This window comes from Aeromonas sp. s10 (genome assembly GCF_040907975.1).
Lineage (GTDB): Bacteria > Pseudomonadota > Gammaproteobacteria > Enterobacterales > Aeromonadaceae > Aeromonas > Aeromonas caviae.
Genome location: NZ_JBFOCV010000037.1, coordinates 71,721 through 84,196, shown reverse-complemented (window position 1 = coordinate 84,196; position 12,476 = coordinate 71,721). Strand labels below are relative to the sequence as shown.

Below are 12,476 nucleotides of genomic sequence, written 5' to 3'. Positions count from 1 at the left end.
CCGACGAGCTACCGAGCTGCTCCACCCCGCGTCCGAATTGTATTGCCACCACAAAAAGCAGAGCAGTTGCTTCTTGCTGTCTTCGTCTCCACCGCTGCGCTATGCGCTTGCCATGGACACAAATGGTTGGTTGCGGGGGCCGGATTTGAACCGACGACCTTCGGGTTATGAGCCCGACGAGCTACCGAGCTGCTCCACCCCGCGTCCGAGGTCGCCCATAATAGGCGCCAACGCTGAGATTGCAAGTAAATATCCTAAAAAAAGTTTATTCGGGGATTAAACCGTCACATACTGCGCTCTTTTGCAACAAATCGCAGTTTTTTCAGGCAGCTAGCGATCTCTCGCCCCTCAGGCCCCTCCCCGCGCTCCCCCCGACTTGCCCCTCTTTGCCATAAAAAAAGCCCGCACAACAAGGTGCGGGCGGGAGGATGCGCCGGGATCAGGCCAGCTGGTGCAACACGCTGGTCGCCGCAATCTGGGCGATGATGAGGCCGCACAGGGTCACGGAGACCACCACAGGGGCCGTCTCCTGCTGACGGTAGATGGGGCTGAACCAGAGCAGCAGGGCTGCGACCAGCAGGCCAGCCTGGGTCACTACCCCGGGGATCAGCGGGTCGAGCCCTGCGCTGCTCCCCTGCCAACCCACCAGCACCGCCAGCCAGATAAGACTCAGGATGGCGGAGACGAGCCCCGCCAGGGGCAGCAGCAGATTGAAGGCTTGCAGGCGGTGGCGGGCACGTAGCAGCATCAGGTGGGCAAAGGCCGACCCCAGCAGCACCATCTGCAGCAGGCCGCCGAGCCAGCCCTGGATCTGCATCAGACCCAGCCCGTAGAGGGCGAGCGGCATGGCGGGCAACCACAGCAGGGTGGCGGGGATGGCGCGCTTGCCCTCCAGGCGAGACTGGACCAGGGAGAGCACGATACCGAGCACCAGGGCGGCCCCCCCACTCCAGATGAGCCAGCCCGCAACCTTGGCCTCCACCGCCAGCATCAGGGAGAGCCCGGTGATCACCCAGACCGAGAAGAGCTGGGTAGTGATCCGCGAGCGCTGGCCCGGGCAGAGATCCCCGCGCCACAGGACGAGCCCCACGGCGATCAGGGCTCCCAGGGCCATCAGACCGGTCAGGGGGAAGAGCCAAAAAGGAAGTTGGACGAACATAGGGTCTCCGGCAGCAGTCCGGGTGCGGGTGCACCCATCACAGGGTAAGGAAGGACAAGAGGCAGGGAGTATATCCAAACTCCCTCCGTCTTCCCAACGTCGCCGGTCAGCTTTGTCCCCGGGCAAGGGCAACCACCCGGGCAAACATCTGCTTGAGCACAGGGGGAATGTGCTCGCTGCCGAGGCGCTCCGCCTCCTCCACCACCGCCAGGGCCATGCCTGGCTTGCTGCGATGGTGGATCGCCTTGGCGATGATGCGCCCGGCGTTGAGGGTGGAGCGCCCCCCGACCCCCGCCTCACGCCGGAACACCCCCTCGAACCCGTTCTGGTAGAGGTAGTGCTCTATGTCTGCCGCCGGCAACTGGGTCAGCCGATCCCGCTCGCGCTCCCCCTTGAGCAGGGAGCGGGCGGAGCTTGCATACTTGGCGCCCGCCTCGTCACCGTCGGTGAGCAGGTGCCACTCTATGCCAAAGTCCCGGGCCACCTTGATGAGAGGAGCCTGGCCGCACTGGGCGAACTCGATGATGCGCACCCCCTCCGCCCGCAGGCTGTAGCCGCAGATCTGGGCCAGCTCCGAGAGCAGCCAGATCTCGGTCTCCCCTTCCACCAGCAGCCAGCAGCGAGCAAACATCGACATGGGCCTGTTGATGCGCACATGGAAGGCAATCTTGCGCAGATCGTCGCTGCTGTAGCGCTCCCCTCCCAACTGATGGCAGAGGATGTCCTGCTGGCGGCGTACCAGACGACGCACCTGATTGAGGGGCAAGGAGGAGAGCAGGTCCCCCGAGTTGGTGGTGAGCAGCTTCTGGCCGGGCAACTGCTCCAGCAGACCCCAGGCCAGGGCCAGCATGGTGGGATGCAGGCGGCTCTCTGGGTCTTCCAGCATCAATATGGGTCTGGCCCCCTCCTCCAGCTCCCGGTTGCCCCGAGCGTGGAGCAGCATGGCCGCCATGCCCGCCATGGCCAGTTGCAGTGCCCGATTGTCCGCATTGCGCAGCAGCACCTGCAGGTTGCCGGGATTGCGCAGGGTCATGGGGCGATTGACGATATCCCGCTGGCTGCGAGGCTTGTGCTTGATGGGTGCCAGGGCGCTGAAGTAGTGCTCCATCAACTGCTGCACCGCCTGCAGCGCCTCCTTGAGTTCAGGCTCGCCGATGCGCTGGGGCTCGTCGGTGAGCTTGCCGGCCAGCTCGTCCAGCCGCTGCTCGCACAGATCCCCCCAGGGCAGCCGCTCGATGCCCTCCCGGGCGGTACGGGCATCCCGCAGCCTGAACACCGGGTTCATGGTAATGAGCAGACGTACCAGCGCCTCATTGTTGTCGATGGCCAGGCTCTTGCCGATGCCGTCGAGAAAGTCGTGGGTGGTGAGCACGCTGCCATCGTCCTGCAACTCGGCACTGGCACGATAATGCACCCGGTGGAACTTGTCCTTGTGGGGGATCCAGGCCGCGCCGAGGCGGGCCAGACGGCGGGAGTGCTGGCACATCTGGGGACGATACTCGCTGAAGGTGAGCACCAGTTGCAGCGTGCGCGAGGGTTCGAGCTCGGGATCTTCAGGCCGGTGAAAATCATCCTGACCAAATTGATAGGGCTCGGCATCCCCCAGCAGGCACCAGAGGGCCCGCAGCAGGCTGGATTTGCCCCAGGCGTTTTCGCCGATGAGCACAGTGGTGTTGTCCAGCCCGAGAGAGAGGCGATTTATTCCGCGAAAACCTTTGACTTCAATGCGTTCCAGAAACATGCGGCCATATCCAGTCCATCCTGATGGCGCAATAGTGGCAAAGTTGCCGGAAAAATCCTATCGGGTTACGGCGTTTTCAGCGGGAACTGTGAGGAACGAGCGGTTCGGGCGGCGTCGGCTGGGTGGCGCGATAGAGGGGGGCATTCCAGTGGTTGAACCAGAGATGGCGAGTACGGGTCTGACGTTTGCGATGATTCAATGGGCATTCCTTTCAATGGACAAGAGACAGAGGGTACACCTCTTTTGTCCAGAGTCTCAGGGTTATCTGTGACAGGAGAATGACAACTGGGCTCGCCACTGGCCCGGGCTCAGGCCGAACGCCTCCCGAAAGCGGTTGCCAAAATGGGCCTGGGAGGAGAAGCCGCACTGGGCGGCGATGCTGGCCAGAGGCTCGCTTCCCGCCAGCAACTGCTTGGCCCGCTTGAGCCGCAGCCCGAGCAGGTAGCGGTGGGGCGGACAGCCCAGACTCTGCCCGAACATCCGGGCGAAGTGGTATTCGCTCAGACCCGCCTCCCGGGCGAGCTCTCCCAGGGTGACCGGCTCGGCCAGGTGAGCCTGCAGATACTCCTGCACCCGGCGCACCACGGCGGGGGCCAGACCGCCGCGTACCTCCGGCAGCGCCGGGGCCTCGCGAGTGTGATGGCGATAGGCGTGCAGCATCAGCATCCAGGCACCGTGGGAGAGCGCCATGCGATCGATGCCGTGCTGCCAATCCAGCTTCATCAATTGCCCCTGCACCAGGGCCGCCGCCTGGGGATCGTCGATGAAGGTCTTGTCTTCCAGTTGCAGATGACGCCCCTCCTTGTCGCACGCCTGCTCGGCGATACGGGTGAAGTGGCCGGGGGTGAAGTAGAGGTGGAAGAAGCGAAACTCCTCGCGCACCAGCCACTCGGACCTGTGGTGATCCGGCATGATGCACACCTTGCCCGCACCGCCATGGCCACCGGGGCCGTCCAGCCGCTCGGTCTGCTCGCCCCCCTGCAGGTAGACGCTGATGGTGTGGTTGCCCGGCTTGTGGTAGCGGGTCTGATCGTAGCGGTTGCACCAGCTCGCCACCCCGAGCCCGGGCTCCAGCCAGCAGGAGTCCTCCAGCCTGGCACCGGTGCTCACCAGGGCATCAAAGACCCCCGCCTGTCTTGTCTGCTGCATGGCATGCTGCACGCTTGCGTCCCTCTCTGGCACTTGCCGCCCCTTTCCTGTCGCCATCTTATCGCGCCTCATGGTCAAAGGCTGCGCCTCCGTTGAAAAAACCGCAAGATGGTGCAAGCCGGCGCCCCGCCTCCCGGTTCATGCTGATCACATCATCTTCTCTTGATGGGATCACACCATGAATCTGATGCTCTATGTTTCCACCGTCCTCATCTGGGGCAGCACCTGGATTGCCATCGCCTGGCAGCTCGGCCCCATCCCCATCGAGGTCTCGGTGCTCTATCGTTTCGCCCTGGCGGCCCTGGCCCTGTTCGCCCTGCTCACGGTGAGCGGCAAGTTTCCACGACTGCCCTGGGCGGGCCAGCGTTATGCTGCCCTGCTCGGCGCGTTGCTCTTTTCCACCAACTTCCTCTGTTTCTACCACGCCACCCTCTATATCCCGAGCGGCCTGTCGGCGGTGATTTTCGCCAGCGCCAGCATCTTCAACGGCCTCAATCTCTGGCTGTTCGAGGGTAAACGACCGGGCCTGCGCTGGCTGCAAGGATCGTTGCTGGGGCTGCTTGGCACCCTGCTGCTCTTCTGGCCGGTGCTGGCGGATGCGCAACTGGGTGCAAACGGCTGGAAGGGCTTGCTCTTTGCCTGCGCCGGCACTCTCTGCTTCTCCCTGGGCAACCTGGTCTCCGCCCGGGGACAGCGCCAGGGCTATCACGTATTGCAGATGGTACCCTGGGGCATGGTCTACGGCGTGGCGCTGCTGCTGGGCTGGGTCACGGTACTCGGTCAGTCACTCACCCTGCCCACCGACCCGCGCTACCTCGCCGCCATGGTCTATCTGGCCATCTTCGGCTCCGTCATCGCCTTCACCGCCTACCTCACCCTGGTGGGGCGCATCGGTGCCAGCAAGGCGGCCTACGCCACCGTGCTCTTCCCCCTGGTGGCCCTCACCCTCTCCACCTTCTATGAAGGCTTTATCTGGCAGACGGTCTCCATCGTCGGCGTGGTGGTGAGTCTCATCGGCAACCTGGTGATCTTCGCGCCCCCCGTCAAGGCGTGGCGCTGGCCGCTATCAAGGGCCGCAAACGGTACTTGCCCCTGATGCCACCAGCCCCTAAGGTAACCGCGTCCAACACACGAGGAGGGAGGACGCATGTTACTGGAAGGGCTGGAGACACTCTGCCTGCTGGCAAGCGAGGGCACCATGGCCAAGGTTGCAAGCCGCCTCTATATCAGTCAGTCGGCGGTCAGCAAGCGCATCGCCCAGCTGGAGCAGCGCCTTGGCAAGAAGCTCATCGAGCCGGATGGCCGTCATATCCGCCTCACTCCCCAGGCCCGTGAGCTGCTCGCCCGGGTAGCCCCGAGCCTCGCCGAAATGAAGGGGGTGCTGGCGGACAGCCAGATCCTCACGGATCAGACCCCTCTGTCCATCGCCTGCTCCGAAACCCTGCTGGCGGGCTACCTCGCCCGCTTCATGCACGCCTACCTTGAACGGGATCCCCACATTGCCCTCTCTACCCACCACACCCCGGTCATTCTGGCCCGGGTGCGCGGCGGGGATGCCCTGCTCGGGATCTGCGCCGGTCGCCTGCCGCCGGGCCATGGGCTGTGTGCCGAACGGCTGCTGGAGGAGCCCTTCTATCTGGTGGGGGACGCTCTGGATGAGGCGGCGCAGCCGGATCACCAGGGCGCCTTGCAAGAAACTGTGACCAGCAAGCAACTGACTGAAGGCGACGTGAGTCAGGGGATGCAGGGCAAGGTGCGCAAGATCCTGACCATGGATCTGGAGAACCCCTCCAACCGCTATCTGCGCGAGCCCCTGGCCGCCCTCGGGCTTATCCCCGCCATGGAGCTCGATTCCTACCTGGCGCTGATCGAACTGGCCAAGGCAGGCATTGGCCCCGTGCTCCTGCCCGCCGGCCTGCTGGCGCTGGTGGGTGAGCAGGGGACACAGGCACGCCCCCTGCCGGGGCTGGGCCGCCCGCTCCACCTGGTCTATCGGCCAAACAGCCTCAAGCGCGATCGCATCGCCCGCCTGGTGCAGGCGCTGCAAGCCCATTTCCGGCAACTGACGGCACAGGGCTGAAACGCAAGAGGGCCCGATCTGCGATCGGGCCCTCGTCATGGGGGGGTACCGGCTCAGTCCAGCCAGGCAAAGAGCTCGGGGTACTGGCTCCACACCAGCTTGGCGGACATCACCAGGGAGACGGTCACCAGCAGCGGCTTGATGAGCTTCACCCCTTTTTTGAGCACCAGCTTGGAGCCCATGCGCGCCCCGATGAACTGCCCCAGCGCCATGCACAGCCCCACGCTCCACACCACCTTGCCCCCCAGGGTGAAGAAGAGCAGGGAAGCGATGTTGGAGGTGAAGTTGAGCAGCTTGGTGTGGGCGGTGGCCCGCGCCATGCCAAAGCCCGCCAGGGCCACGAAACCGATGGCAAAAAACGACCCCGTGCCCGGCCCGAAGAAGCCGTCATAAAAGCCCACGCCCCCGCCCACCAGCAGGGCGAACGCCATGGGGGTGAGGCGGCGCTGGCTCTCCGCATCGCTCACCCTGGGGGAGAAGTAGAAGTAGCAGGCAAACGCCATCAGCAGGAAGGGGAGCAGCCGCTCCAGGATGGCGGCATCGATGGTCTGCACCGCCAGGGTGCCGATGGCCGCCCCGATGAAGGTGCAGATGACCGCCGGCCAGATGATGGCCCACTCAAGGAGCCCCTTGCGGGCATAGAACCAGGTGGCGGAGAAAGAACCGAAACTGCTCTGCAACTTGTTGGTGCCAAGCACCAGGGCTGGCGGCATGCCGGTGGCCAGCAGGGCCGGCACCGTCAAGAGTCCCCCGCCCCCGGCGATGGCATCGATAAAGCCGGCGATGAGGGCCACCCCGAAGAGGGCGACCAGGGTGAGCAGTTCCAGTTCCATCCATAGACCTCGTGTGATTGGCGGCGCCCGGCATGGCCTGGAGCCTGAAGGAGTCAACAGGTCGCTATCCTAGCGAGGGCAGGCTCATGAAGCCAACGAAACAATGGCAGCCAACTAATTCCTTATTTTCATCAATCAGCGTGCGAGAGGGTCTGTGCTTTGATAACCGCCACCCCCTGCAACAGGGGCGCTTAATCAGCGCCGGGCGCACGGCTTACCCGGCCAGCCATGTAGCGGCTGCTGATGAGGATTAATCCAGAGCGCAGCTCTGGGCTTTGATAACCGCCAGCCCCTCCAGCACGGGCGCTTCATCAGCGCCGGGAGCACGGCTTACCCGGCCAGCCATCTAGCGGCAGCTGATGAGGATTAATCCAGAGCGCGGCTCTGGCCCTTGATGGCCTCCAGCCCCTGCAGCAGGGGCGCTTCATCCTCACCGGGTGCACGGCTTACCCGGCCAGCCATGTAGCGGCTGCTGATGAGGATTAATCCAGAGCGCGGCTCTGGCCCTTGATGGCCTCCAGCCCTTCCAGCAGGGGCGCTTCATCCGCACCGGGCGCACGGCTTACCCGGCCAGCCATGTAGCGGCTGCTAAAGAGATTGAACCAGAGCTGCAGCGCCTGCCCCGCCCGTAGCTCCCCGGCCACTTCCAGCACGCAGGCGGCCACCTCGGCGGTGCACAGGTGCTCGTCGCTGTGGGCGACGCGCATGCCGTAGGTAGAGAGCGCATCCGGCTTGATGGCGAGCACCGGGAAGCTGTCCAGATAGGGACTCTTGTTGAACATCTTGCGCGCCTCGGGCCAGGTGCCGTCCAGCAGGATGAACAGCGGCTTCTTGCCCGGGGCCAGTACCACCTCGCCGGTCAGGCGGTCGGGCGCTTTCTCGCAGGCGGGAAAGACCACGTAGGGCTGCCAGGCGGGATCCGCCAGCAGGGCCAGCAGCTCGGGATGGGGTTCGGTACGCGACCAAAGAAAGGCCCAGGTGGAGTCCGGCAGCACGTCGGCGATGAGGCGCCCGGTGTTGGAGGGCTTCATGGGCTCGCTGTCATACATCATGAGGCAAAAACCGGCGTCGGCCTTGAGCGCCGGGCGCCAGTCGCAGGCACACCAGTCGTGGCGCAGCTGGCAGGCATCGCAGCGTGGCACGCTGCCGCCACGGGCAAGAAAGGGTCGGGTCGAGACGCTCTTGCGCCAGATGCGCAGGCGGTTGACGGCGTGATCGGGGATGGGCTTCATGGAACGCGGCTCTGACGGTGCCTGTGGCGGGACAAAAGGGGGCTGATTGTAACGGCGCGCCCTCCTGGCGGCAAGGCTTGCCGGGCGGCGCCCTGCCCCCTTCCCTCCCCGCGTTCTGCCCGCTTCCCCCATGAAAAAAGGGGCCCTGAGGCCCCTACTCACCATCCGTTGCAACCGGGTCTGGCGATGTCAGGCCGCCTTTCGCAGGATCTGCTCCAGATAGTGCGCGAAGCTGTGGCCGTGGTGCTCCAGCAGTTTCGGGAACATGGAGATGGAGGTCATGCCTGGGAAGGTGTTGATCTCGTTGAGCAAAATCTCCCCCTCTTCGGTCAGGAAGAAGTCGATGCGCGACAGATGGGTCAGCTTGAGCTGACGGAACGCCTTCAAGGCGTACTCGTGGATGGCATCGGCCTGGGCCTGAGTCAGCCCCTCGGCTTTGAGCGCGGTCTCGGTGTGACTGGCGCTGCTGTACTTCTCTTCATAGGTGTAGAACTTGTCCTGGGGTACGCAGATCTCCCCCGGATAGGTGGCCACCAGCTCGTCACCATACTGGTAGACCGCCACTTCCAGCTCGCGGGGCTTGACCGCTTTTTCGATCAATACCTGCTCGGAGTAACCGAAGGCATCGGCAATGCCCTTCACCAGGTCTGCCTCGTTGCTGGCGGAGTAGCAACCCACGGAAGAGCCCTGGGAGGCCGCCTTGATGAAGACCTTGCCCCACTTGGCCAGCGCCGCTTTTGCCTCGGTCAGGCTCGCCTCGCCCTGCTCGGTCAGGAACAGGTAGGGGGTATTGGGGATTCCGATGGCGGTGAGCCACAGCTTGGTGGTGATCTTGTTGAAGCACACCTTGCTCGCCTCGGCGTCACAACCCAGATAAGGCAGGCCGGCCAGCTCGAGGAAGGATTGCAGATCGCCGGTCTCACCGGGATAGCCGTGGATGCAGGGCACCACGTAGTCCACCGGACGGGCCACGCTGTCGAACGAGAGCAGCTTGTCCAGCCCCAGCTTGCACTCGCGACCGTCGGCGGAGAGCCAGCGGTCGGCAAACATCTCGACCCGGGTCACTTCGATACCGGGCAGGAGCCCGAGCTGTTTTTCGAGGAAATTGGCGCTGCGCAGCGAGACTTCGTGCTCGGAGCCGCCACCGCCGCACAGCAGCAAGACATGCATGTTCTTCATTAGATGTGATCCCTTGGGAGAAGCGGCTTCGTCATCACCATGTCAAACCCAACCGCATGAAAACCGGACGAAGCCAGAAACGAACATAAGTGCGGGCAGTGTAGCAAGGGAGGGGAAGCCTTGTCAGCCGATGGGGCGCACCTCCCCCTGCCCGGGCAGATAAAAGTCTCTTCCTGTGTCAGAAACAGGATGAAATGCGCTCAGCGGGGGGGATCGACCCGCCCGGCGCCATTGCCGTTGACCCGAAACCAGCCGGCAATGCTGTAGCGCTCCCGGCTTGCGGGCAGCACCTCGTGGGGAAACTCTTCAGACAGGAAGAGCACCAGCCGCCCGCCCCGGGGGGAGACATCCATCAGAAACTGCTCGCTGTCGTCATAGACCCGCAATATTCCCCCCGCCTCTGGCTGCCAGTCGTTGTTCAGGTAGAACACCGAGGTGAGCCGGCGGTTGGATCGCCCGGCGAAGGCGTCGCGATGGGTGGCGTAGAAGTCCCCCTGACGGTAGCGGGCAAAGTGGGCCTCGTAGTCGAACAGCCCCAGCATCAGGCTGCGATTGGCGGCCAGACGCAGGGACTCCATCCGGGCCAGATAGTCGGCCACCGGCGCGCCGAGGGAGGCGTCGAGCCAGTGGATCTGATCCCGACGGATATCGCGGTTGTCCTGATGCAGGGTCTCGCGCCCGATCCCCGCCGGTCGCCACTCGTCCGGCAGGCAAGCCTTGAGGGCATCCACCTCGGCGGCGGTTAAAAAATCATCAACTATCACCCAACCCCGGGTGTAGATGGCATCCATGACGGCTTGATAGTCCAAGATAGGCTCGCAGCGAGGGGAGAGAGTGCGCTTTGTAACGACTTCGGACCATCGGCACAAACCGGATTGCTTCTCTTGAGAAGTCCCGCCATCAATAGGAGTCTGGGGGGGGCACAGACGCCCTCCCCCTTGCTCCCCGGCCCTCGGCCCGTTAACGTGCAAGGATTGTCCCCCGGGCGCCTTGTCGCCCCTCTTGCATCAGGAGAAACCATGCCCCTGCCCCTCATCCCCCTGCAACGACTCGATGGCACGGCCTGGTCCACCGCCGATCTGCAGGGCCGTGTCGTGCTGGTGGTCAACGTGGCAAGCCGCTGCGGTTTTACCCCCCAATACACCGGGCTTGAGGCCCTCTATCGCCAGTTCGGCCCCCAAGGCTTCGAGATCCTGGGCTTTCCCTGCGATCAGTTTGGCCATCAGGAGCCGGGCGATGCCGAGGAGATCGCCCGCTTCTGCTCTCTCGACTACCCGGTCAGCTTCCCCCTGATGGCCAAATGCGAGGTCAACGGCGCCGGGGCCCACCCCCTCTATCGCTGGCTCAAGGAACAAAAGCCCGGACTCCTTGGCAGCGAGGCCATCAAGTGGAACTTCACCAAGTTCCTGATTGACCGTGAAGGCCGGGTGGTGGACCGCTTCGCCCCCCAGACCAGACCGGAGGATCTGGTGCAGGCCATCGAGGGACTGCTCTGACGGGCGTGCGCCGCTCGCGACACGGCTGCTGCGCGTACGCCTCGCATCTGCTATATTACGCGCCCACTGTTCTCTTGTGCGGTCGCTTTGCCGGGCTCAGGCCCAGCCTCGATGGCGACCCACCCTATTTTCCATGTCGTGACGGACCAAGGCTGCCGTCACCCGTTGAGCCCAAGGCTCGGAGTGTCCCTCGAACATGTCATTCAATGAACTGGGTCTGTCACCGCACATCCTGCGGGCCGTCAAGGAGCTGGGTTACGAACAACCCACCCCCATCCAGCAGCAAGCCATTCCCGCCATCCTGGCCGGGCAGGACGTGCTGGGCGGCGCCCAGACAGGCACGGGCAAGACGGCCGGTTTCACCCTGCCCATGCTTCATCGACTGCTGGCCAACCACGGCCGTGGCGGTCGTCGCCAGGTGCGAGCCCTGGTGCTGACCCCGACCCGGGAGCTGGCCGCCCAGGTGGGTGAGAGCATCATCAAATATGCCCACCACCTGCCGTTTCGTACCCTGATCGCCTATGGCGGCGTCAGCATCAAGCCAAACCTGGACGCCATCAAGCTCGGGGTCGACATTCTGGTCGCCACCCCGGGCCGCCTGCTGGATCTGCTGACCCAGGGCGCCCTGACCCTGAGCGCCCTCGAGGTACTGGTGCTGGATGAAGCGGACAGAATGCTCGACATGGGGTTCATCACCGACATTCGCCGCATCATGAAGGCCCTGCCGGAGGAGCGTCAGACCCTGCTGTTCTCTGCCACCTTCTCCAATGACATCAAGGCGCTGGCGGACGATCTGCTCAAGGATCCCACCCTCATCGAGGTGGATCCCAGCAACACCGCCGCAGAGCAGGTAAGCCAGCGCATCATCCAGGTCGATCGGGAGCGCCGCCGGGAGATGCTCTCCCACATGATTGGCCGTGGCAACTGGCAGCGGGTGCTGGTGTTCGTGCGCACCAAGCAGATTGCCGACAGGCTCGCCCAGCAAATGCAGAAAGATGGCCTGGATACGGTCGCCATCCACGGTGACAAGAGCCAGGGGGCCCGCAACCGGGCGCTGGCGGACTTCCGTGAAGGCAAGGTGCGGGTGCTGGTTGCCACCGACATCGCCGCTCGCGGCCTGGACATCGATCAGCTGCCCCACGTGATCAACTTCGAGCTGCCCCAGATGGCGGAGGATTACATCCACCGCATTGGCCGCACCGGCCGCGCCGGCCGTGGCGGCGAGGCCATCTCTCTGGTGAGCCAGGACGAGCTGGGTCAGCTCAAGGAGATCGAGGCGCTGATCGGCCAATCCCTGACCGTGGAGATCCTGGAAGGATACGAGCCGAGCGGCAAGCCGAGCCGCCAGACCCTGCCGGGCAGCAAGCCGGTGCAAAACCCGCCCCGCGCCCGTGGCGCCGCCAATACCAAGGGTGGCAACGGCAAAACAACCACAGGCAAGAGCAAGGCGAAGAGCGATGGCGGTAAGAAGCCAGCCCCAGCCCGCAAGCGGGAAGTGGTGGGCGAGGACATCGGTTTCGCCCCCATGCGCCGTCTACCCAAGGCCCAGCGGGGCGACTATCAGGACAACTCCAGCGAGGAGTGAGGGGGCGCAAGCCAAACCTCCT

At 64.3% G+C, this 12,476-nt stretch carries 12 protein-coding genes, 1 tRNA gene and 1 pseudogene; 4 read left to right on the top strand and 10 right to left on the bottom strand.

What is annotated here, in order from left to right; genetic code table 11:
• Positions 1 to 127: 127 nt before the first annotated feature.
• The 5 genes from AB5Y59_RS13115 to AB5Y59_RS13095 all read right to left on the bottom strand — a co-directional run bounded on the left by AB5Y59_RS13115 (position 128) and on the right by AB5Y59_RS13095 (position 4,049).
• Positions 128 to 204, bottom strand: a tRNA-Met gene (locus AB5Y59_RS13115).
• Positions 205 to 439: 235 nt separating this feature from the next.
• The gene (locus AB5Y59_RS13110) at positions 440 to 1,159 is read right to left on the bottom strand and encodes a hypothetical protein (RefSeq protein ID WP_010674858.1); all 720 of its coding nucleotides are present in this window, start codon (positions 1,157 to 1,159) and stop codon (positions 440 to 442) included.
• A 106-nt stretch (positions 1,160 to 1,265) separates the two neighbouring features.
• Entirely contained in the window at positions 1,266 to 2,900 is a 1,635-nt protein-coding gene (locus AB5Y59_RS13105; RefSeq protein ID WP_039038583.1) for an ATP-dependent endonuclease, read from the bottom strand.
• Between the two features lie 76 nt (positions 2,901 to 2,976).
• On the bottom strand, positions 2,977 to 3,099 hold the full coding sequence (locus AB5Y59_RS13100; protein WP_256094327.1) for a hypothetical protein: 123 nt from the start codon (positions 3,097 to 3,099) through the stop codon (positions 2,977 to 2,979).
• 62 nt (positions 3,100 to 3,161) lie between these two features.
• Positions 3,162 to 4,049, bottom strand: a complete 888-nt coding sequence (locus tag AB5Y59_RS13095) for a helix-turn-helix domain-containing protein (RefSeq protein WP_041215897.1) — start codon at positions 4,047 to 4,049, stop codon at positions 3,162 to 3,164.
• 178 nt (positions 4,050 to 4,227) lie between these two features.
• On the opposite strand from AB5Y59_RS13095, the gene AB5Y59_RS13090 reads away from it, so the two are divergent.
• Positions 4,228 to 5,145: a DMT family transporter gene (locus AB5Y59_RS13090; protein ID WP_368212103.1), complete on the top strand. Its 918-nt coding sequence runs from the start codon at positions 4,228 to 4,230 to the stop codon at positions 5,143 to 5,145.
• A gap of 51 nt (positions 5,146 to 5,196) precedes the next feature.
• Positions 5,197 to 6,129, top strand: coding sequence for a LysR family transcriptional regulator (locus AB5Y59_RS13085; RefSeq protein ID WP_323925689.1), 933 nt, complete (start codon positions 5,197 to 5,199; stop codon positions 6,127 to 6,129).
• Positions 6,130 to 6,182: 53 nt separating this feature from the next.
• Here the strand turns inward: AB5Y59_RS13085 and AB5Y59_RS13080 are convergent, their stop codons facing one another.
• From AB5Y59_RS13080 to AB5Y59_RS13060, 5 genes and pseudogenes are all read right to left on the bottom strand, one after another.
• Positions 6,183 to 6,962 (bottom strand): TSUP family transporter, encoded by a 780-nt coding sequence (locus tag AB5Y59_RS13080; RefSeq protein ID WP_102948517.1) that lies wholly within the window; start codon positions 6,960 to 6,962, stop codon positions 6,183 to 6,185.
• A gap of 366 nt (positions 6,963 to 7,328) precedes the next feature.
• A pseudogene (locus AB5Y59_RS13075) lies at positions 7,329 to 7,442 on the bottom strand (DTW domain-containing protein); the annotation flags it as partial.
• Positions 7,443 to 7,444: 2 nt separating this feature from the next.
• A complete protein-coding gene (locus AB5Y59_RS13070) occupies positions 7,445 to 8,194 on the bottom strand; it encodes a tRNA-uridine aminocarboxypropyltransferase (protein WP_368212101.1) in 750 nt (249 codons plus the stop codon).
• A gap of 189 nt (positions 8,195 to 8,383) precedes the next feature.
• Complete coding sequence (locus AB5Y59_RS13065; RefSeq protein ID WP_128345255.1) at positions 8,384 to 9,373, bottom strand: D-alanine--D-alanine ligase; 990 nt, start codon at positions 9,371 to 9,373, stop codon at positions 8,384 to 8,386.
• A gap of 200 nt (positions 9,374 to 9,573) precedes the next feature.
• Positions 9,574 to 10,182, bottom strand: coding sequence for a 2OG-Fe(II) oxygenase (locus AB5Y59_RS13060; RefSeq protein WP_041211488.1), 609 nt, complete (start codon positions 10,180 to 10,182; stop codon positions 9,574 to 9,576).
• A gap of 210 nt (positions 10,183 to 10,392) precedes the next feature.
• Between AB5Y59_RS13060 and AB5Y59_RS13055 the strand changes: the two genes are divergently transcribed.
• Together AB5Y59_RS13055 and AB5Y59_RS13050 are read left to right on the top strand one after the other, a co-directional pair.
• Positions 10,393 to 10,869, top strand: a complete 477-nt coding sequence (locus AB5Y59_RS13055; protein ID WP_039038588.1) for a glutathione peroxidase — start codon at positions 10,393 to 10,395, stop codon at positions 10,867 to 10,869.
• A 196-nt stretch (positions 10,870 to 11,065) separates the two neighbouring features.
• Positions 11,066 to 12,454, top strand: a complete 1,389-nt coding sequence (locus tag AB5Y59_RS13050) for a DEAD/DEAH box helicase (protein WP_139737950.1) — start codon at positions 11,066 to 11,068, stop codon at positions 12,452 to 12,454.
• The last annotated feature ends 22 nt before the right edge of the window (positions 12,455 to 12,476 follow it).